The organism is Stenotrophomonas sp. 2619 (assembly GCF_040548725.1).
Classification (GTDB): domain Bacteria; phylum Pseudomonadota; class Gammaproteobacteria; order Xanthomonadales; family Xanthomonadaceae; genus Stenotrophomonas; species Stenotrophomonas maltophilia_AP.
Map to the genome: position 1 here is coordinate 143,769 of NZ_JBEPSF010000010.1, position 20,459 is coordinate 164,227.

The window sequence follows — 20,459 nt, forward strand, 5'->3', positions numbered from 1 at the left end:
AACTGCAAAGGAAAACAGTCATGCTCGAGATGCGCTCGGTCGCCAAAGTGTTCCGTACCGAACAGGTGGAAACCCATGCCCTGCGGTCGCTCGACCTGCACGTGCGGGAGGGCGAGTTCGTCGCCGTCACCGGCCCGTCCGGTTCGGGCAAGACGACCTTCCTCAATATCGCCGGCCTGCTGGAGACCTTCACCAGCGGCACCTACCTGCTCGATGGGCAGGACGTGAGCACGCTCGGCGATGACGCGCGCAGCCGCCTGCGCAACCAGAAGATCGGCTTCATCTTCCAGGGCTTCAACCTGATCTCCGACCTCAACCTGTTCGACAACGTCGACGTGCCCCTGCGTTACCGCGGCATGCCGGCCGCCGAGCGCAAGCAGCGCATCGAAAAGGCGTTGGGCCAGGTTGGCCTGGGCTCGCGCATGAAGCACTACCCGGCCGAACTGTCCGGCGGCCAGCAGCAGCGTGCCGCGATCGCGCGCGCCCTGGCTGGCAGCCCGCGCTTGCTGCTGGCCGACGAACCGACCGGCAACCTGGACAGCCAGATGGCACGTGGCGTGATGGAACTGCTGGAGGAAATCAACGCCGCCGGCACCACCATCGTGATGGTCACCCATGATCCGGAACTGGCCGCGCGCGCGCAGCGCAACGTGCACATTGTCGACGGCCAGGCCACCGACCTGGTGCGCGAGCCGGTGCTGGCCACCCCGCGCCCCGCCATCGCCACCGTCAACGACTGAGGCCTGCCATGTTCGCCTACTACTTCCGACTGGCCCTGCGCAGCTTCCGGCGCAACAAGGTGCTGACCGCGCTGATGGTGATCGCCATCGCGCTGGGCATCGGTGCTTCGATGACCACCCTCACCGTGTTCCATGTGCTGTCTGGCGACCCGATCCCGCAGAAGAGTGATCGCCTGTTCGCCGTGCAGGTCGACCCGCGGCCGATGCTGGGCTACCAGCCCGGCGAAGAGCCGGAAGACCAGATGACCCGCTTCGATGCCGAGGCCCTGCTGCGCGAAAAGCACGCCAAGCGCCAGGCGGTGATGACCGGTGGCGGCGTCACCGTCGAGTCGGACAAGGCCTCGTTGCGGCCCTTCGACACCGACGCCCGCTACACCTCCACCGACTTCTTCCCGATGTTCGACACGCCCTTCCTGTACGGCCGCGCCTGGCCGACCAGCGATGACGAAGGGCGCGCGCGGGTCGCGGTGATTTCGCGCACGCTCAACCAGAAGCTGTTCGACGGTGCCGACAGCGTCGGCAAGCCGCTGCGCATGGACGGCCACGTGTTCACCGTGGTCGGCGTGCTCGACGAGTGGAGCCCGAACCCGCACTTCTACGACCTGGAGACCGGCCGCTACGGTGGCAGCGAAGACGTCTACCTGCCGTTCGCCACGGCCACGGACCTCAAGCTGGGCCGCAACGGCAACATGAACTGCTGGGGCAACAGCAACGGCGAAGAAACCGCCGTCAACGCGCCCTGCACCTGGCTGCAGTACTGGGTGGAACTGCCTTCGCCCGCCGACGCGGCCACCTACCGCGCCTACCTGGACAACTACTCGGCCCAGCAGAAGGCGGCCGGTCGTTTCGAGCGTCCGGCGAACGTGCGGCTGCGCAATGTCATGGAGTGGCTGGACTACAAGCAGGTCGTGCCCAGCGATGTGCGCCTGCAGCTGTGGCTGGCGATGGGCTTCCTGCTGGTCTGCCTGATCAACACCGTGGGGCTGCTGCTGGCCAAGTTCCTGCGTCGCAGTGGTGAGATCGGCGTGCGCCGTGCCCTGGGCGCCAGCCGCGGACAGATCTTCCTGCAGTCGTTGGTGGAAGCCGGCACCGTCGGCCTGGCCGGTGGCGTGCTGGGACTCGGCCTTGCCCTGGTCGGCCTGTATGCGGTCCGCCAGCAGCCGGTGGAGTACGCCAAGCTGGCCACGCTGGACGGGCAGATGTTGTTGCTTACCTTCGGCCTGACCCTGGTGGCCAGCCTGCTGGCCGGCTTCCTGCCCGCGCTGCGCGCGATGCAGGTTGCGCCCGCCATCCAACTCAAATCGCAGTAAGGCACCGGAGCACATCATGGATATCCGTCCCATCCTGTCCACCCTGCGCCGGCACAAGACGGCCGCAGCGTTGATCGTGCTGGAGATCGCGCTCACCTGCGCCATCGTCTGCAACGCGCTGTTCCTGATCGGGCAGCGCATCGACACCATCAGCCAGCCCAGCGGCATCGCCGAGAACGAACTGGTGGAAGTGCGTCTCGGCGGCATCGGCAAGCAGGTCAACGTTGAAGCCCGTACCCGCGAAGACCTGGCCGCGCTGCGCGGACTTCCCGGGGTGAAAAGCGCGGTGGCGATCAACCAGCTGCCGTTCCGCCGCAACTCCTGGAACACCAGCCTGTCGCGTGTTCCCGACCAGGAGCGTCCCACCTTGAACGCGGCCCAGTTCTTCGCCCGCGAAGGTACGCTGGACACGCTGGGCGTCGAGTTGATCGCCGGCAGCGACTTCCAGCCCGGCGAGTACCGCGAGTACGACGAGGTCGTCAGCGACCCCGAATCTGAAACCAAGGGCAGTTCGGTGATCCTGAGCAAGTCCGCCGCCGACAAGCTCTTCCCCGACGGCGATGCCCTGGGCAAGACGGTGTACAGCGGGCGCATGCCGCTGCGCGTGACCGGCGTGGTCAAGGTGCTGGGCCGCCCCAGCCGGGTCGAGGGCAACACGCAGCACTCGATGCTGCTGCCGATCCGCATGTCCTACGACATGGGCTTCTACCTGATCCGGGTCACCGACCCGTCGCGCCGCGATGAAGTGCTCAAGGCCGCCGTGGCCGCACTGGAACGCGTGGATTCCAGCCGTCTGGTGCGGGCCAAGGTGACCTACGAGGAGACCCGCAACAAGTACTTCGCCAATGACCGCGCGATGGTCGGCCTGCTGATCACCGTGTGCGTGGCCCTGCTGGTGGTCACCGCGCTGGGCATCGTCGGCCTGGCCAGCTTCTGGGTGCAGCAGCGCACCAAGCAGATCGGCATCCGCCGTGCACTGGGCGCCACACGCGGGCAGATCCTGCGCTACTTCCAGACCGAGAACTTCCTGCTGGCCACGGTGGGCATCGTGCTGGGCATGTTGATGGCCTACACCATCAACCTGTGGCTGATGAACACCTACGAGCTGCCGCGCATGCCCATCAGCTACCTGCCGATCGGCGCGCTGCTGCTGTGGCTGCTGGGCCAGATCGCGGTGTTCGGCCCGGCCCGTCGCGCGGCCGCCGTGGCGCCGGCCATCGCCACCCGGAGTGCCTGACATGCGCCTGCATACCACTCCCCTGGCACTGTGCCTGCTGCTGGCCAGCGCCCCGGCGCTGTCGGCCACCCACCGCGAGTCGTCGCGCCTGGACTGGCGCGAGGACGGCCATCACCTGGCACTGGATGCCGAACAAAGCGTGGTGCGCGTGCGCAACGCCACGCCGGCCGGCCATTTCGGCGTGCGTGCCGGCGACCGCGTGCTGCGGGTGGGCACGCAGCCGGTGCGCAGCGTGGAGGACCTGACCACCGCGTTGGGCCGCAGCGGCCCCGGCACGGTGCCGGTCACCGTGCAGCGCGATGGCCGCGAGCAGACCGTGCAGGTGGCCACTGCCGCGTGGCATGGGGTGCTGCCCCCGCCGCCGCCTGCACCGCCGCCGCCGCCCCCACGGCGATAGCCGGGACGGCGTCGGCGGCCCTGCCCGCCGGCGCCCTGCTCCGGTACTCTCTGTCCTTCTCCCGGTTCCCTGTCGACGCATGCCTTCGATCCTGATCATTGATGACAACGCCAGCGTCGGCACCGCACTGGAAGTGCTGTTCTCGCTGCACGATATCGACGCACTGCACGCGCTGTCGCCCGAGGCGGGACTGGCGCTGCTGGAGCAACAACCGGTGGACCTGGTGATCCAGGACATGAACTTCACCGAAGACACCACCTCCGGCGAGGAAGGCGAAGCGCTGTTCCAGCAGATCCGCGCCCGCCACCCCGACCTGCCGGTAATCCTGCTGACCGCCTGGACCCACCTCAGCAGCGCGGTGGACCTGGTGCGTGCCGGCGCGGCCGACTACCTGGCCAAGCCGTGGGACGACCGCAAGCTGCTGGTCACGGTGAACAACCTGCTGGAGCTGTCCGAAACGCGCCGCGAGCTGGACCGCCGGCGCGACCGCGAGCAGCGCGACCGCACCGCGCTGGAAGCACGCTACGACCTGCGCGGCGCGGTGGTCGCCGATCCGGCCAGCGAGCGGGTGGTGAACCTGGCCTGCCAGGTGGCACGCTCGGCGCTGCCGGTGTTGATCACCGGTCCCAACGGCGCCGGCAAGGAAAAGATCGCCGAGATCATCCAGGCCAATTCGCTGGTGGCCAAGGGTCCGTTCGTGGCACTCAACTGCGGCGCCATTCCCGCCGAGCTGATCGAAGCCGAACTGTTCGGCAGCGAGGCCGGCGCCTACACCGGCGCCAACAGGGCCCGCGAGGGCAAATTCGAGGCCGCCGATGGCGGCACGCTGTTCCTGGACGAGATCGGCAACCTGTCGCTGGGCGGGCAGATGAAGCTGCTGCGCGTGCTGGAAACCGGGCGCTTCGAGCGCCTGGGCTCCAACCGCGAACGCCAGGTCAAGGTGCGCGTGGTCAGTGCCACCAATGCCGACCTGCCCGCGATGATCCGCGACGGCAGCTTCCGCGAAGACCTGTACTACCGGCTCAATACCGTTGAACTGGCGCTGCCGCCGCTGGCCGAGCGCCCGGGCGACATCCTGCCGCTGGCCGAACGGTTCCTCAGTGGCGACAAGGCGCTCTCCAGTGCGGCCGCCACGGCCCTGCAGCGTCACTCATGGCCGGGCAACGTGCGCGAGCTGCGCAACGTCATCCAGCGCGCCGAACTGCTGGCCCAGGGCACCCGCATCGACGTGGCCGACCTCAACCTGCCGCGGGCGCCGGTCGCGGCCCGCACGACCGCGCCCAGCGCCGATCCGGATCGCAGCCGGATCGAAGCGGCGCTGGCGCACAACCACGGCATCATCGCCCAGGCGGCCGCCGAGTTGGGCCTGAGCCGCCAGGCGCTGTACCGGCGCATGGATCGCCACGGCATCCCGCGCGAATGACACGCCGCTCCTTCACCTTCCGGCTGTTCCTGCGCCTGCTGCCGGTGCTGGCGCTGGCCGCTGCCTTTCCCTGGTACCTGGCGTTCTGGCTGGACCATGGTTGGGCGGTCAGCGTGGTGTCGATCATCGTGCTGCTGTCGGTGATGTGGTTCAGCCTGCGCCGCGCCACCGCGCCGGTGCGTTCGCTGCTGCGTGCGTTGTCGGGCACCACCAGCAGCTACCGCGACGGCGAATACAATTTCTCGGTGTACTGGCCGGGCAACGACGAACTGGGCGACCTGGTACAGGCGCATCGCGAACTCGGCGACGTGCTGCGCGAACAGCGCCAGGGGCTGGTGCAGCGGGAACTGCTGCTGGACACCATGGTGCAGAACACGCCGGTGTCGATGCTGCTGCTGGCCAACGGCGGTGACGGCATCCAGCGCGTGGTGTTCTCCAACCTGGCCGCACGCAAGCTGCTGCACAACGGCTGGAAGCTGGAAGGCCAGCGCATGCAGGACGTGCTGGAAACCATGCCGGTGGAGTTGCGCGATGCGATCGTGCGCGGCGGCGACAGCCTGTTCGCGGTCCGCCAGGACGACAGCGACGATGAAGAAGACGAGCAGGTGTATCACCTGTCGCGGCGCAATTTCCACCTCAACGGCCGCCCGCACGACCTGCTGCTGATCCGCCTGCTCACCGCCGAGCTGCGCCGCCAGGAAGTGCAGACCTGGAAGAAGGTGATCCGGGTGATCAGCCACGAGCTCAACAACTCCCTGGCGCCGATCGCCTCGCTGGCACATTCCGGCGGCGAACTGGTACGGCGTGGCAAGACCGAGCGGCTGGAAGAGGTGTTCGCCACCATCGAGGAGCGTGCGCGCCACCTGGAAGGCTTCATCCGCGGCTATGCGCGTTTTGCCAAGCTGCCGCAGCCGCAGTTGCAGAACGTGCAGTGGATCCAGTTCCTGACCAGCCTGCAGCACCAGATTCCGTTCCGCATGCAGGGCATCGGCGACGACCTGCACAGCCGGGTGGATATCGCCCAGCTCGGCCAGGCGCTGCTGAACCTGCTCAAGAACGCGCATGAAGCCGGCGGCGATGCCGAGCCGCCCAATGATGATGTCGAGGTACGCCTGACCCGCCTGCCGCAGTGGCTGCGCCTGGAAGTACTTGACCGCGGCAAGGGCATGAACGAAGCCGTGCTGCAGAACGCGTTGATGCCGTTCTACTCGACCAAGCGCAACGGCACCGGGTTGGGGCTGGCGCTTACCCGGGAAATCGTGGAAGCGCACGGCGGCCGGATTTCGCTGCAGAATCGCCGCGAAGGCGGGTTGTGCGTGGCGATTTTTTTGCCCGTTTGATCGGGTTGCCGGGCAGAGCCCGGCATTACGGGATCGCTGGGTTGCCGGGCAGAGCCCGGCATTACGGGATCGCTGGGTTGCCGGGCAGAGCCCGGCGCTACGGCGCGCTTAGCGCTTGGTGGGGCGCTTCCAGCCGTCGATGGTTTCCTGGCGGGCGCGCGCCAGGGTCAGTTTGCCGTCGGGGGCGGTGCGGGTGATGACCGAGCCGGCGGCAATGGTGGCGCCTGCGCCGATCACCACCGGGGCCACCAGCGCGCTGTTGGAGCCGATGAAAGCGTTGTCGCCGATGGTGGTCTGCGACTTGTTCACCCCGTCGTAGTTGCAGGTGATGGTGCCCGCACCGATGTTGACCTTGGCCCCGATCACCGCATCGCCCAGGTAGGTGAGGTGGTTGGCCTTGCTGCCCGGCCCCAGCGTGACCTTCTTGGTTTCCACGAAGTTGCCGACATGGCTGCCGGCCGCCAGCACCGTCCCCGGGCGAAGGCGTGCGAACGGCCCGATGTCTGCTGCGCCTTCGCTGACCACGCCGTCGAGGTCGCAGTGCGCCTTGACCACGGTACCCGCGGCCAGCGACACGTCCTTGAGCCGGGTGAACGGCCCGACGCTCACACCGTCGCCGAGTTCGACCCGCCCTTCCAGGATCACGTTGACGTCGATCTGCACATCGCGCCCCACGCTGACCGTGCCGCGGATGTCCAGGCGCGCCGGGTCCAGCACCCGCGCGCCCTGCGTGCACAGCGCCCGCACCGCGCGCAGCTGCCACGCGCGTTCCAGCTGTGCAAGCTGCCACGGGTCGTTGGCACCTTCGGCTTCCTGCGCGTCCTCGACGAACGCCATGTCGGCCGGGGTGTAGTCATGCGCGGCGGCGGCGAAGACATCGGTCAGGTAGTACTCGCCCTGCGCGTTGGCATTGGACAGCTGCGACAACCAGGTGCGCAACGCCGTGGACTCGGCGGTGATGATGCCGGTGTTGATGGTGCGGATGGACAGCTGCTCGTCGCTGGCGTCCTTCTGCTCCACGATCGCCGCGACCCGCCCCTCGGCATTGCGCACGATGCGGCCGTAGCCGGTGGGGTTGGCCACTTCGGCCACCAGCACCGCCAGACGGCCCGGCTGCGCCAGCAGGTGGCGCAGGGTATCGGTGCGGATCATCGGCACGTCGCCATACAGCACCAGCACGGTGGCCGCGTCGGGCACGTTCGGCATGGCCTGCTGCACGGCGTGGCCGGTGCCCAGCTGTTCGCGTTGTTCGGCCCAGAGCAGGTCGGTCTGGCTGGCGAATGCCGCGCGCACCGCATCGCCACCATGGCCGTACACGACATGGATGGCGGCGGGCTGCAGTTCGCGGGCGGCGTCGATCACATGGGCCAGCATCGGGCGGCCGGCAATCGGCTGCAGCACCTTGGGCAGGTCGGATTTCATGCGCTTGCCAGCGCCGGCGGCGAGGATGATGACGTGCAGGGCTTGGGTCATGGGGCAGCGTGTGTGGGCGGTAGTGGCTGCGATTCTAGAACGCAGACGGTTAACATGCTGCGTTTCCGCACTGGTATCGCGTTCCCGTGAGCCTGATCCGCCAAGGCACCCGCTTCATCCTCATCGGCCTGGTGCAGCTTGTGGTGGACTGGGCGGTGTTCGTCGCTGCCACGGCACTTGGCGTGCCGACCGTGCCGGCCAACGTGCTGGGCCGGGTGTGCGGGATGCTGCTGGGGTTCTGGCTCAACGGGCGCTATACCTTTGCCGCCGAAGGCGACCACCGCCTCGGCTGGGCGCGCTTCGCACGGTTCCTGGCGCTGTGGCTGCTGTTGACCGTGGTCAGTACGCTGCTGGTGAGTACGACAGCGCAGCAGCTTGGCCTGGCCTATGCCTGGCTGGCCAAGCCGATCGTCGAAGGCGGCCTGGCCGCCGTGTCCTTCCTGCTGATGCGGCGCTTCGTCTATCGCTGAGCGGCCGGCACAGGAACCGGGCACCGGTGCGGTGCCCGGCCGGGATCAGCTTATTCGCACTTCAGTGCGCTGGCCACCTGGGCGAACTGGTCGTTGGCCTGTTTGCAGCCGGTCTCCAGCGCGGTCTTGTCCTGCATGGTGGCCCACTGGGCCTTGGCCTGGTCCACGCCCTGCTGGAAGGCGGCGGCCGTCTGCGGGTTGGACTTGTCGAAACAGGCCTTGGCGCGGGTCAGGTAGGCCTCACAGGCCTGCGGCAGGCCCGCGCCGATGCCGGCAGCGGCCGCCGGCGCAGCGGTGGTCGGTGCAGCCGCCGCCGGGGTCGAGGTGGCGGATGCGGCAGTGTCGTCCTTCTTGCCACACGCCACCAGGCCGGTGAGGGCCACCGCGAGAATCAATGCGTTCTTGAACATGGTCATTCCTTGATTGAACGGTCAGGGGTTTCGGATGCCTGCATGACAGTCTCCAGCCGCGCACGTCCGGGTGCATGTCGGGCAGGTGCACTTCTAGCATCAATGCCCGGCGGCGTCATTCTGCGCCGCACCGGGGGCGCCTGCGGTTGGCACCCCATCGTGCGGGCAGAAGCCCAGCGTGGCCCGCACCAGGGCGATGCGCGCGGCTTCGTCCAGCGGCGAGGTCTGCGTGCCCTGCAGGGCGATGGCCCGCGCCAGCTGACGCGGGCAGTCCGGGGCGGCCCGCACATCGTCCAACTGCGCCCAGCGCGAGAGCAAGTGCGCATCGAGGGTATCGATGCGTTCGCGGATGGCGTCCAGCGATGGCGGTGGCGAGGGTGTCCTGCCGACCAGGAAACGCTGAAGATCACCGTGCTGCAGCAACTTGTTGGCCTCGATCAGTTGACGGTAGGTGTGCACCACCGCATCCGGGTCCAGTCCCCGCTCCACGGCGCGGTCGCGCTTTTCGGCGAGCACGGCGGCCTCGCGCTGCGGGTCTTCGATCGGGCGTCCGGCAACAAACTTGTAGGCCGCCACGTCGTGGGCAATTGCATTGCGCGCCGCCACCAGTCGTACCCACACGCCCAAGCTGTCCAAAGGCGCGAGAGCGGATACGCGGGCAGGCAGCATCAGGCTGCAAATGAACGCAATGACAAAGAGGGCGCGTGCAGGATTCATCATCAGGACTCGGGCAACGGATGCCGCCGATTCTGCCCGCCCTGCCCGCGCGGGGATGCCGGGTCGATCACAGTCCAGACCATCCCCGTGCAGGGTGGTCCAGATACGACAACGCCGGCACAAGGCCGGCGCGGTCGAACAACAGCAGGCGGGCTGCTCAGTGCTTGAGCGTCTTGCGCAGGCGCTCCAGCGCCTGCAGCTGGACCACCGCTTCGGCCAGCTTCTGCTGGGCTTCGGCGACGTCCATGGCTTCGCCACGGTTGGCCAGCACGCGTTCGGCTTCTTCCTTGGCCTTGCGCACCGACGCTTCGTCGATGTCCTGGGCACGGATCGCGGTGTCGGCCAGCACGGTCACCACCTGCGGCTGCACCTCGAGGATGCCGCCGGAAATGGCGAAGTCGAGCTGCTCGCCGTTCGGCGTGGTCACCACCACCTTGCCCGGCTTCAGGCGGGTGATCAGCGGGGCATGCTTGGGCGCGATGCCCAGCTCGCCCAGCTCGCCGGTGGCCACGACCAGGGTCGCTTCACCACGGAAGATTTCCTGCTCGGCGCTGACGATGTCGCAACGGATGGTGCTCATGTAACTCTCTTCGCTAGGGGGCGGGTGTGACCCACCGCAGGGATTCCGCAGCGGTGGGCAGATGCCCACCCCGTGTCACGGTCGGGACGGGCGTGTGCCCGTCCCCGCCGCATCAGGCCTTCTCGGCCATCTTCTTGGCCTTCTCGACCGCTTCTTCGATGCTGCCGACCATGTAGAACGCCTGCTCCGGCAGGTGATCGTACTCGCCATCGACGATGGCCTTGAAGCCACGGATGGTGTCCTTCAGGGTCACGTACTTGCCCGGCGAGCCGGTGAACACTTCGGCCACGTGGAACGGCTGGCTGAAGAAGCGCTCGATCTTGCGGGCGCGGGTCACGGCCTGCTTGTCTTCTTCGGACAGTTCGTCCATGCCCAGGATGGCGATGATGTCCTTCAGTTCCTTGTACTTCTGCAAGGTCTGCTGGACGCGCTGGGCGGTGTCGTAATGTTCGTTGCCGATGACCAGCGGGTCCATCTGGCGGCTGGTCGAATCCAGCGGATCCACGGCCGGGTAGATACCCAGCGAGGCGATCGAACGCGACAGGGTCACGGTCGAATCCAGGTGGGCGAAGGTGGTGGCCGGCGACGGATCGGTCAAGTCATCGGCGGGCACGTACACGGCCTGGATCGAGGTGATCGAGCCATTCTTGGTCGAGGTGATGCGCTCCTGCAGGACGCCCATTTCTTCGGCCAGGGTCGGCTGGTAACCCACCGCCGACGGCATACGACCCAGCAGTGCCGACACTTCGGTACCGGCCAGGGTGTAGCGGTAGATGTTGTCGACGAACAGCAGCACGTCCTTGCCCTTGCCGTTTTCGTCCTTCTCGTCGCGGAAGTACTCGGCCATGGTCAGGCCGGTCAGCGCGACGCGCAGGCGGTTGCCCGGCGGCTCGTTCATCTGGCCGTACACCATCGCGACCTTGTCCAGGACGTTGGAGTCCTTCATCTCGTGGTAGAAGTCGTTGCCCTCACGGGTACGCTCACCCACGCCGGCGAACACGGACAGACCGCTGTGCGCCTTGGCGATGTTGTTGATCAGTTCCATCATGTTGACGGTCTTGCCGACGCCGGCGCCGCCGAACAGGCCGACCTTGCCGCCCTTGGCGAACGGGCACATCAGGTCGATGACCTTGATGCCGGTTTCCAGCAGCTCGGTGGCCGGGGACTGGTCTTCGTACGACGGCGCGTCACGGTGGATTTCCCACGTGTCGCTGGCGGTCACCGGACCGGCTTCGTCGATCGGACGGCCCAGCACGTCCATGATGCGGCCCAGGGTGCCTGCACCGACCGGCACCGAGATGGCGCGTTCGGTGTTGGTGGCCACCAGGTTGCGCTTCAGGCCGTCGGTGGAGCCCAGCGCGATGCAACGGACCACGCCGTCGCCCAGCTGCTGCTGCACTTCCAGCGTGATTTCGGTGTTGTCCACCTTCAGCGCGTGGTACACCTTCGGCACCGACTCGCGGGGGAATTCGACGTCGACGACGGCGCCGATGATCTGAACGATCTTGCCCTGACTCATTGCTGCAATCCTCTAATGTGTGCTTTGACTGTGCGCGTCAGACTGCTGCCGCGCCGCCGACGATTTCGGAAATTTCCTGGGTGATCGCTGCCTGGCGGGCCTTGTTGTAGACCAGCTGCAGGGTTCCGATCAGCTTGTTCGCGTTGTCGCTTGCCGACTTCATCGCGACCATGCGGGCTGCATGCTCGGACGCGACGTTTTCCAGAACCGCCTGGTACACCAGCGACTCGACGTAACGCGTCATCACGTGCTCCAGCACGGTCGCGGCGTCGGGTTCGTACAGGTAGTCCCAGTCGTGGTGCGCGACCTGCTTCTCAGCGGCCGGCAACGGCAGCAGCTGGTCGAAGCTGGCCTTCTGCGTCATCGTGTTGATGAAGCGGTTGTAGACCAGGTACACGCGGTCGACCTTGCCTTCGGTGAAGGCATCGAGCATGACCTTGATCACGCCGATCAGCTGTTCCAGGTGCGGCACATCGCCCATGTGGGTGACGCTGCCGACCATGTTGACCTTGATGCGGCGGAAGAAGGTCGAGGCCTTCTGGCCCACCGTCACCACGTCGATCTCGGCACCCTTGTCCTGGTACTGGCGGACTTCGCCCAGCATCTTGCGGAACAGGTTGTTGTTCAGGCCGCCGGCCAGGCCGCGGTCGGAGGAGATCACGATGTAACCGACCCGCTTGACCTCGTCGCGCTGGACCAGGAACGGATGCTGGTAATCGGTGCTGGCCTGGGCCAGGTGACCGATCACCTGCTTCATCGCCTGCGCATACGGACGCGACGTCTTCATCCGCTCCTGCGCCTTGCGGATTTTGGAGGCCGAGACCATTTCGAGCGCGCGCGTCACCTTGCGGGTGTTCTGCACGCTCTTGATCTTGGTTTTGATTTCGCGTCCGCTTGCCATCTCTTCTTCCCGTATAGCGGGGCTCTGCCCCGCTGCCATTCAACGGTGAAGCGAGGCCGTCAGGCCCCGCCACACATGCGGCTTACCAGCTGCCGGTGGTCTTGAACTCGGCGATGCCCTTCTTGAAGGCCGCTTCGATGTCGTTGTCCCAACCGCCGGTGGCGTTGATCTTGCTGATCAGCTCGCCCTGGGTGTTGGCGAAGTGGGCGTGCAGGCCCTCTTCCAGCGCCAGCAGCTTGTTGACCGGCACGTCGTCGAGGTAACCCTCGTTGACGGCGTAGATGGTCAGCGCCTGGTTGGCGATCGACATCGGGGCGTACTGCTTCTGCTTCATCAGCTCGGTGACACGCTGACCGCGCTCAAGCTGCTTGCGGGTGGCTTCGTCCAGGTCCGAGGCGAACTGCGCGAACGCAGCCAGCTCGCGGTACTGGGCCAGCGAGATACGGATGCCGCCGGACAGCTTCTTGATGATCTTGGTCTGGGCCGCACCACCGACGCGCGACACCGAGATACCGGCGTTCACGGCCGGGCGGATGCCCGAGTTGAACAGATCGGTTTCCAGGAAGATCTGGCCGTCGGTGATCGAGATCACGTTGGTCGGCACGAAGGCCGAGACGTCACCGGCCTGGGTTTCGATGATCGGCAGCGCGGTGAGCGAGCCGGTCTTGCCCTTGACGGCGCCGTTGGTGAACTTCTCCACGTACTCTTCGGACACGCGGGCAGCGCGCTCGAGCAGGCGGGAGTGCAGGTAGAACACGTCACCCGGGTAGGCTTCGCGGCCCGGCGGACGCTTCAGCAGCAGCGAGATCTGGCGGTAAGCCACGGCCTGCTTGGACAGATCGTCGTACACGATCAGCGCGTCTTCGCCGCGGTCCATGAAGTACTCACCCATGGTGCAGCCCGAGTAGGCGCTGATGTACTGCATCGCGGCCGATTCGGACGCGGTCGCAGCCACCACCACGGTGTGCGCCAGGGCGCCGTTCTCTTCAAGCTTGCGCACGATGTTGGCCACGGTCGAGGCCTTCTGGCCGATCGCGACGTACACGCACTTGATGCCGGTGCTCTTCTGGTTGATCACCGCATCGATGGCCAGGGCGGTCTTGCCGGTCTGGCGGTCACCGATGACCAGCTCGCGCTGGCCGCGGCCGATCGGAATCATGGAGTCGACCGACTTGTAACCGGTCTGCACCGGCTGGTCGACCGACTTGCGCCAGATCACGCCCGGGGCAACGCGCTCCACCGGCGCGGTGGCCTGTGCAGCGATCGGGCCCTTGCCGTCGATCGGCTCGCCCAGCGCGTTGACCACGCGGCCGAGCATTTCCGGACCCACCGGCACTTCCAGGATGCGACCGGTGGTCTTGGCGACGTCGCCTTCGCGCAGGTGCTCATAGCCACCCAGGACCACGGCGCCGACCGAGTCGCGCTCCAGGTTCAGGGCCAGGGCGAAGGTGTTGTTCGGCAGTTCGATCATTTCGCCCTGCATCACGTCGGCCAGACCGAAGATGCGCACGATGCCGTCGGACACGCTGGTCACGGTGCCTTCGTTGCGCGATTCCGCGGCCAGCTTGACCTTCTCGATGCGGTTCTTGATCAGTTCGCTGATTTCGGAGGGGTTGAGCGTGGTTGCCATCGTCAAGTCCTAGTGCCGGCGATCACGCCGGACGTTAAATGAATTCAGTTAGCGAGCGCGGTCTGCAGGCGCGACAGCTTGCCCTTGAGCGAGCCATCGATGACCACGTCGCCGGCGTCGATGACGGCACCGCCGATCAACGAAGCATCGACTGCGGTCGAGACGTCCACTTCACGGCCGAAGCGCTTGCGCAGCGCGGCCTTGATGGCGTCCAGTTCAGCGGCGGACAGTTCCGTGGCCGAGGTCACGGTGGCCTTGACCACGTGTTCGGCGTCGGCGCGCAGCTGGTCGTACATGCCGGCGATTTCCGGCAGCAGCGGCAGACGGTGCGCTTCGGCCAGGATGGCCAGGAAGCGACCGAAGGTCTCGCTGGACGATTCCGGCACCAGCAACGCGACGGCATCGCCGCGGTCCAGTTCCGGGTTCGACAGCAAGGCCGCCACGCGTGGGTCGGCGGCTACATGGGCGGAGAACGCAAGCGCGTCCGACCACGGCGCGAACGTGCCTTCGTCGCGCGCGGTCGCGAACGCGGCGCGGGCATACGGGCGTGCAAGCGTGAGGGCCTGGCTCATCGATCAGATCTCCGATGCCAGCTCGTCGAGCAGCGCCTTGTGGGCGTTGGCGTCGATTTCGCGCTTGAGCAGCTTTTCGGCACCGCTCACGGCCAGGGCGGACACCTGCTTGCGCAGATCTTCACGGGCACGGTTGGCGGCAGCCTCGATTTCAGCGTGGGCCAGGTCTTTCTGGCGGTTCGCTTCGGCGATGGCTTCATTCTTGGCGGCTTCAACGATCTGGTTGGCGCGCGCGTGGGCCTGGTCGATGATCTCGTTGGCCTTGCCGCGTGCATCCTTCAGTGCTTCGTTGACCTTTTCCTGCGCCTGGGCCAGATCCTTCTGGCTGCGGTCGGCAGCGGCGAGGCCTTCAGCGATCTTCTGCTGGCGCTCTTCGATGGCATTCATCAACGGCGGCCAGATCTTGGTCGCGATGATCCAGATCAGACCGGCGAACGCCAGTGCCTGGGCAACGAGGGTAAAACCGATTTCCATGGGGTTCGCTCAATCTGGGGTGATGGGGTGGTTGCGCCGCCCGAGGCGGCGCAGCCTTTCCTTCATCCGCGATCAGGCGCACGCGGCGCCTGATCGTTTCGCTTTCGCTGGATCAGCCTGCAACAGCCGGCAGACGGGCAACGAACTCGCCGATGGTCGGGTTGGCGAAGGCCAGCAGCAGGCCGACGGCGACCGAGATGATGAACGCGGCGTCGATCAGGCCGGCGGTGATGAACATGCGGACCTGCAGGACCGGAATCAGTTCCGGCTGGCGGGCAGCCGATTCCAGGAACTTACCGGACATGATGGCCAGACCGAGACCGGCACCCAGCGCGGCCAGGCCGATCATGATGCCGACGGCGAGGACGGTGGAGCTCTGGACTTGGGCGAGGTTGGTCAGGACGGCGAGGTACATGGTTTTCTCCTGGAACTTTGAATAGCTAAGGGTTTAGAAACAAACGGATGAAGGGTGAAACGGAAACTCAGTGAGCGTCTTCCGACAGGCTCAGGTACACGATGGACAACATCATGAAGATGAAGGCCTGCAGCGGAATCACCAGCAGATGGAACAGCATCCAGCCCAGGCCGAATGCACCGCCTGCGATGGCGCCGGCGATACCCGCGCTGCCCAGCACCCAGATCAGCAGGAAGACGATTTCGCCGCCGAACATGTTGCCGAACAGTCGCATCGCCAGCGAGATCGGCTTGCTGAGCCACTCGACGATGTTGAGGATCAGGTTGAACGGCATCATCCACTTGCCGAACGGTGCGGTCAGGAATTCCTTGGTGAAGCCACCAATGCCCTTGGCACGCAACGCGAAGAACAGCATCAGGAAGAACACGCTGATCGACATGCCCAGGGTGGCATTGACGTCGGCGGTGGGGACCGGCTTCCAGTACGGCACGCCGAGGGCTTCCAGCGGCATGGCGATGAAGTCGGCCGGGATCATCTTGATGAGGTTCATCAGGAGGATCCAGAAGAAGATCGTGATGGCGATCGGGGTCACCAGCTTGCTGGTGCCGTGGTAGGTGTCCTTGGCCTGGCGGTCAACGAACTCCAGGCAGATCTCCACGAACGCCTGCCACTTGCCCGGCACGCCGGCGGTGGCCTTGCGGGTTGCCATCCAGAAGCCGAACACCATCAACAGGCCCATCAGGACCGAAGTCACGATGGTGTCGACGTGGATCGCCCAGAAACCACCTTCCTGCATATGGAACGTCAGGTTGTGCAGGTGATGTTGGATGTAGGAGGTGGGTGTCAGCGCCTCGCCTGCCATGTGTCCGGAACCTTGAGTTAAATAAAGAGGATCAGCGCCTGGCCAGAGCCAGGACCTGGAACATCAACCCGACGGCGATACCGGCCAGCAGCGCCAATGCAGGCAGCTTGAAGACCAGGAACCCCACCATCAGGACACCGAAAACGAGTACCCACTTTGCCACCACGGCCAGGATCAGGCGGGTCATCGCCGATCCAGCCGCCTGCACCCCGCCACCCAGCGCCATGCGCGCCGCGACCCAGCCACCGGCCGACACCGCCACACCCGATGCCAGCGCCCCCAGGGCGTACATCGTCCCTGCCAGCAGCAGGAAGGCCAGAGCCAGGACAGCCACTGCAGCCAGCGGGTAAACCGCTGCGCGCAGCATCAGTCGCCGACCCGAATCAACGGAGTTCAGCACACGTATGTCCTGCAAGATCTTGAGTAGAAAGGCCGAGGTCGCAAGCAAGCGCCTCGTCGAGCCGCCAAATTATAGCAACGGGACAATTTGCGAGACAACCGCCCCCTGTTCATCCCGGATGGCCGCAAGTTGCTGCATCGCCACAGATTTTGCGTTCCACCGGCGGGCTAATCCCGGCCTGACTGGCTCTACGCCTGTTGCGACGCACCAATTGAACTTTGGTCGCAGGGTCCGGTCTGACCCATCGACCTGCACATTTCGATCCTCGTCGACGCCCTTGTCGCAGGTCTGGCACCCCAAAGTGGCCCCGAACTCTCTCCGGGGCCACTTTTTTTCCGGCCTTGGCGCAGTCGCAGGCGCCGGTGGGGCCGAACGGCGGTCTCCTGAACGCGCTCCGGGGCGCGTTACGGCCATCCATGTGACCGACGGCACGGCCCGGTGCATGAACGGTACACACTGCGTCCACCATACGTTCACGAATGGTGGACGCGACGCTGGGCAGAGTGATTCCACATCAATGAATCACTGCAAGGACACACACCGATGCGCCTGATGCTCCCCCTGCTCGCCCTGCCGCTGGCCATGGCGGCACTGACCCACGCCAACACCGCCAGCGCCGCTGAAGGTGACGATCGCTTTGCCCTGCGCCTGGGCGCGATGAACATCGATTCGGACAACACCATCCGCGGCAACACCACCGTTGCCGGCCAGGACGTGGGCTTCTCCGAGGACTTCAAGCTGGGCGGCAAGGAGTGGGAGCCGCGCATCGACGGCATGTTCCGCATCAGCAACCGCCAGCGCCTGCTCTTCAACTACTTCAAGTACGACAAGGACCGCCGCGAGACGCTGGGCCAGGACATCTCGTACGGCGGCGTGACGGTGCCGGCCGACAGCTTCGTCAAGGGCGAGCTGAAGTATCAGGTGGCCAGCCTGGTGTACGACTACTCCGTAGTGGACACCGACACCTTCGACCTCGGCCTGCAGCTGGGTGCCGAGTACGCCAAGGTCAGCACCAAGGCCTATGCCGACGTGGGTGACCTCTACCAGGGCCGCTTCCTCGACGAGAAGGCCGACGGCGTGGCCCCGGTCGTGGGCGCCCGCATGAGCTTCACCCCGTCGGAAAAGTGGCTGATCACGCTTCAGGGCCAGTACCTCAACACCAGCTGGGGCAACTTCGACGACTACAAGGGCGACCTCACCCGCGCCAATGCGATCGTCGATTACCGCCTGACCAAGAACTTCGGCGTGTTCGCCGGCTACGACTGGTTCAAGCTGGACGTGGACCAGAAGGGCAGCGACGGCACCATCGGCCTGAAGCAGGAATTCAAGGGCCCGGTGGCCGGCATCAGCGTCACCTTCTAAGCAACCGCAACACCTCTCTCCGAGCGCGGCAACAGGGCAACCTGTTGTCGCGTTTTTTGTTTGTGTCGACGTCAGCAAGGAACAGCCGGTTGATCGAGCTCTGGAGGAATGCCGACTGCTGTTGGAGCGCAGAGGTGACGCTGTTTTGTTTCAACAGGCCGAGCCCGTTCGTGGCCGGCAGGTCTTTCGCAAAGTAAAGGATGAGGTGACGGCCGCAGGCCGCCGCCGGGGGACATTTGCAGAAAGGCCTGCCGGCCACGAACGGGCCCATCCGATCGCGACCACCCCAGGCGAAGACACCGCCCCGCTCCGCCCCGCCCCACGCAACAACAAAAAACCCCGGCGTTTGCCGGGGTTTCTGTTGAACCGGAGTCTCGACCAACAGTCGTGACCTACCGCTTCTTGGGCATGTACAGATCGGTGATGGTGCCGTCGTAGATTTCCGCGGCCATCGCCACCGATTCGCTCAACGTCGGATGCGCGTGGATCGTGTGGCCGATGTCCTCGGCCTCCGCGCCCATCTCGATCGCCAGCCCGATCTCGGCCAGCAGATCGCCCGCGTGCACGCCCACGATCGCGCCACCGATGATGCGGTGCGTCTCCTCATCGAAGATCAGCTTGGTGAAGCCCTCGGTACGACCGATACCGATCGCACGGCCACTGGCCGCCCACGGGAACTTCGCCACGCCCACCTTCAGACCCTTGGCCTTCGCCTCGGTCTCGGTCACGCCCACCCAGGCGATTTCCGGGTTCGTGTAGGCCACCGACGGAATCACCCGCGCCACCCACTCCTTCTTCTCGCCCGAGGCCACTTCCGCAGCCAGCTTGCCCTCGTGCGTCGCCTTGTGGGCCAGCATCGGATTACCCACGATATCGCCGATGGCGAAAATGTGCGGCACGTTCGTGCGCATCTGCCGGTCCACCGGAATGAAGCCACGCTCGGTCACCTGCACCCCGGCCTTCTCGGCACCGATCTTCGTGCCGTTCGGCGAACGACCCACGGCCACCAGCACGCGGTCGAACGTACCCTGCGCCAGCGCAGGCGTCTCGCCCTCGGCGGCAGCCTCGAACGTCACCGTGATGCCCTTCGCATCGGCGCTAACGCCCGACGCCTTGGTCTTCAGATGGACCTCGACGCCCTGCTTCTTCAGACGGTCGGCCAGCGGCTTCACCAGGTCCTTGTCGGCGCCCGGCATCAGCTGGTCCATGAACTCCACCACCGTGACCTTGCTGCCCAGGGCCGCGTACACCGTCGCCATTTCCAGACCGATGATGCCGCCGCCCACCACCAGCAGCGAACCCGGCACGTCGGCCAGCTCCAGTGCATCGGTGGAATCCATCACGCGCTTGTCGTCCCACGGGAAGTTCGGCAGCTTCACCGCCTGCGAACCGGCGGCGATGATGCACTGCTCGAAACGCAGCAGTTGGGTCTTGCCGTCGTCGCCGACGATCTCCAGCTCGTTGGCCGACACGAACGTGGCCAGGCCCTGCACCGTGCGCACCTTGCGCTGCTTGGCCATGCCGGCCAGGCCCTTGGTCAGCTGGGTGACCACCTTTTCCTTGTAGCCGCGCAGCTTGTCCAGGGTGATCGTGGGGGCGCCGAACTCGACGCCGAAATCACCGGCGTGGGCCACTTCATCGATCACCGCGGCAGCATGCAGCAGCGCCTTGGACGGAATGCAGCCCACGTTGAGGCAGACGCCGCCGAGGCTGGCGTAGCGCTCGATGAGCACCGTGTCCACGCCCAGATCGGCCGAGCGGAACGCGGCGGTGTAGCCGCCCGGACCGGCGCCCAGCACCACCATCTTGCATTCGATGTCGGCCGGCTTGCCCGACGACAGCGCCGGCTGCGGCGCGGCCGGTTCGGCCGGGGCGCGGTGCGACGGCGTCACCGGCGGCTTGCTGGCCGGCGCGGCCTCGGCCTTGGGTGCCTCGGCCTTGGGTGCCTCGGCCTTGGCCGGTGCAGCCGGTGCGGCGGCCTCGCCTTCGGCCTCCAGCAGCAGCACCACGTCGCCTTCGGACAGGTTGTCGCCGAGCTTGACCTTGATTTCCTTGACCACGCCGGCGGCCGACGACGGCACTTCCAGCGTTGCCTTGTCCGACTCCAGCGTGACCAGACCCTGGTCCTTCTTCACCGTGTCGCCCACGGCAACCAGCAGTTCGATCACCGGCACACCGCTGTAATCGCCGATGTCGGGAACCTTGATTTCAATTGCGGCCATTGTTG

General features: G+C 66.1%; 21 protein-coding genes. 8 read left to right on the forward strand and 13 right to left on the reverse strand.

Annotated features, from left to right (window positions below; all coding sequences use genetic code 11):
• Window positions 1–20: 20 nt before the first annotated feature.
• The 6 genes from ABIA71_RS11900 to ABIA71_RS11925 all read left to right on the forward strand — a co-directional run bounded on the left by ABIA71_RS11900 (window position 21) and on the right by ABIA71_RS11925 (window position 6,447).
• Entirely contained in the window at window positions 21–740 is a 720-nt protein-coding gene (locus ABIA71_RS11900) for an ABC transporter ATP-binding protein (RefSeq protein ID WP_354285364.1), read from the forward strand.
• A gap of 8 nt (window positions 741–748) precedes the next feature.
• Window positions 749–2,050, forward strand: coding sequence for an ABC transporter permease (locus ABIA71_RS11905; protein ID WP_354285365.1), 1,302 nt, complete (start codon window positions 749–751; stop codon window positions 2,048–2,050).
• A 16-nt stretch (window positions 2,051–2,066) separates the two neighbouring features.
• Window positions 2,067–3,287 (forward strand): ABC transporter permease, encoded by a 1,221-nt coding sequence (locus ABIA71_RS11910; protein ID WP_354285366.1) that lies wholly within the window; start codon window positions 2,067–2,069, stop codon window positions 3,285–3,287.
• A 1-nt stretch (window position 3,288) separates the two neighbouring features.
• Complete coding sequence (locus tag ABIA71_RS11915) at window positions 3,289–3,684, forward strand: PDZ domain-containing protein (RefSeq protein ID WP_354285367.1); 396 nt, start codon at window positions 3,289–3,291, stop codon at window positions 3,682–3,684.
• A gap of 79 nt (window positions 3,685–3,763) precedes the next feature.
• Window positions 3,764–5,107: a sigma-54-dependent transcriptional regulator gene (locus ABIA71_RS11920; RefSeq protein WP_354285368.1), complete on the forward strand. Its 1,344-nt coding sequence runs from the start codon at window positions 3,764–3,766 to the stop codon at window positions 5,105–5,107.
• Window positions 5,104–6,447 carry a sensor histidine kinase gene (locus tag ABIA71_RS11925; RefSeq protein ID WP_354285369.1) on the forward strand — a complete coding sequence of 448 codons (1,344 nt, stop codon included), beginning with the start codon at window positions 5,104–5,106 and terminating at the stop codon, window positions 6,445–6,447. Before ABIA71_RS11920 ends, ABIA71_RS11925 begins: the two co-directional genes overlap by 4 nt.
• 108 nt (window positions 6,448–6,555) lie before the next feature.
• Here the strand turns inward: ABIA71_RS11925 and glmU are convergent, their stop codons facing one another.
• Window positions 6,556–7,920, reverse strand: coding sequence for a bifunctional UDP-N-acetylglucosamine diphosphorylase/glucosamine-1-phosphate N-acetyltransferase GlmU (glmU, locus tag ABIA71_RS11930; protein WP_354285370.1), 1,365 nt, complete (start codon window positions 7,918–7,920; stop codon window positions 6,556–6,558).
• An 86-nt stretch (window positions 7,921–8,006) separates the two neighbouring features.
• On the opposite strand from glmU, the gene ABIA71_RS11935 reads away from it, so the two are divergent.
• Window positions 8,007–8,390, forward strand: a complete 384-nt coding sequence (locus tag ABIA71_RS11935; protein ID WP_354285371.1) for a GtrA family protein — start codon at window positions 8,007–8,009, stop codon at window positions 8,388–8,390.
• Between the two features lie 50 nt (window positions 8,391–8,440).
• Here the strand turns inward: ABIA71_RS11935 and ABIA71_RS11940 are convergent, their stop codons facing one another.
• The 11 genes from ABIA71_RS11940 to ABIA71_RS11990 form a co-directional block, all read right to left on the reverse strand.
• A complete protein-coding gene (locus tag ABIA71_RS11940) occupies window positions 8,441–8,800 on the reverse strand; it encodes a hypothetical protein (RefSeq protein WP_354285372.1) in 360 nt (119 codons plus the stop codon).
• A 99-nt stretch (window positions 8,801–8,899) separates the two neighbouring features.
• Window positions 8,900–9,517 carry a gamma subclass chorismate mutase AroQ gene (gene aroQ, locus ABIA71_RS11945; RefSeq protein ID WP_354285373.1) on the reverse strand — a complete coding sequence of 206 codons (618 nt, stop codon included), beginning with the start codon at window positions 9,515–9,517 and terminating at the stop codon, window positions 8,900–8,902.
• A 157-nt stretch (window positions 9,518–9,674) separates the two neighbouring features.
• A complete protein-coding gene (locus ABIA71_RS11950; protein ID WP_038686101.1) occupies window positions 9,675–10,097 on the reverse strand; it encodes a F0F1 ATP synthase subunit epsilon in 423 nt (140 codons plus the stop codon).
• Window positions 10,098–10,209: 112 nt separating this feature from the next.
• Window positions 10,210–11,616, reverse strand: coding sequence for a F0F1 ATP synthase subunit beta (atpD, locus tag ABIA71_RS11955; RefSeq protein WP_128097915.1), 1,407 nt, complete (start codon window positions 11,614–11,616; stop codon window positions 10,210–10,212).
• A 37-nt stretch (window positions 11,617–11,653) separates the two neighbouring features.
• The gene (gene atpG, locus ABIA71_RS11960) at window positions 11,654–12,517 is read right to left on the reverse strand and encodes a F0F1 ATP synthase subunit gamma (RefSeq protein ID WP_038686099.1); all 864 of its coding nucleotides are present in this window, start codon (window positions 12,515–12,517) and stop codon (window positions 11,654–11,656) included.
• An 82-nt stretch (window positions 12,518–12,599) separates the two neighbouring features.
• On the reverse strand, window positions 12,600–14,147 hold the full coding sequence (gene atpA / locus ABIA71_RS11965; protein WP_038686097.1) for a F0F1 ATP synthase subunit alpha: 1,548 nt from the start codon (window positions 14,145–14,147) through the stop codon (window positions 12,600–12,602).
• 44 nt (window positions 14,148–14,191) lie between these two features.
• Complete coding sequence (locus ABIA71_RS11970) at window positions 14,192–14,719, reverse strand: F0F1 ATP synthase subunit delta (protein ID WP_128097914.1); 528 nt, start codon at window positions 14,717–14,719, stop codon at window positions 14,192–14,194.
• 3 nt (window positions 14,720–14,722) lie between these two features.
• Window positions 14,723–15,193 (reverse strand): F0F1 ATP synthase subunit B, encoded by a 471-nt coding sequence (locus ABIA71_RS11975; protein ID WP_128097913.1) that lies wholly within the window; start codon window positions 15,191–15,193, stop codon window positions 14,723–14,725.
• Window positions 15,194–15,305: 112 nt separating this feature from the next.
• The gene (atpE, locus tag ABIA71_RS11980) at window positions 15,306–15,608 is read right to left on the reverse strand and encodes a F0F1 ATP synthase subunit C (protein WP_038686092.1); all 303 of its coding nucleotides are present in this window, start codon (window positions 15,606–15,608) and stop codon (window positions 15,306–15,308) included.
• 67 nt (window positions 15,609–15,675) lie between these two features.
• Window positions 15,676–16,470, reverse strand: coding sequence for a F0F1 ATP synthase subunit A (gene atpB, locus ABIA71_RS11985; RefSeq protein WP_354285374.1), 795 nt, complete (start codon window positions 16,468–16,470; stop codon window positions 15,676–15,678).
• A 31-nt stretch (window positions 16,471–16,501) separates the two neighbouring features.
• Complete coding sequence (locus tag ABIA71_RS11990) at window positions 16,502–16,870, reverse strand: hypothetical protein (RefSeq protein WP_181394075.1); 369 nt, start codon at window positions 16,868–16,870, stop codon at window positions 16,502–16,504.
• A 552-nt stretch (window positions 16,871–17,422) separates the two neighbouring features.
• Here ABIA71_RS11990 and ABIA71_RS11995 point away from each other — a divergent pair.
• Entirely contained in the window at window positions 17,423–18,232 is an 810-nt protein-coding gene (locus ABIA71_RS11995; protein WP_502961239.1) for a hypothetical protein, read from the forward strand.
• A 392-nt stretch (window positions 18,233–18,624) separates the two neighbouring features.
• Here ABIA71_RS11995 and lpdA read toward each other — a convergent pair whose 3' ends face one another.
• Window positions 18,625–20,454 carry a dihydrolipoyl dehydrogenase gene (gene lpdA, locus ABIA71_RS12000; protein ID WP_354285376.1) on the reverse strand — a complete coding sequence of 610 codons (1,830 nt, stop codon included), beginning with the start codon at window positions 20,452–20,454 and terminating at the stop codon, window positions 18,625–18,627.
• Between the last annotated feature and the right edge of the window lie 5 nt (window positions 20,455–20,459).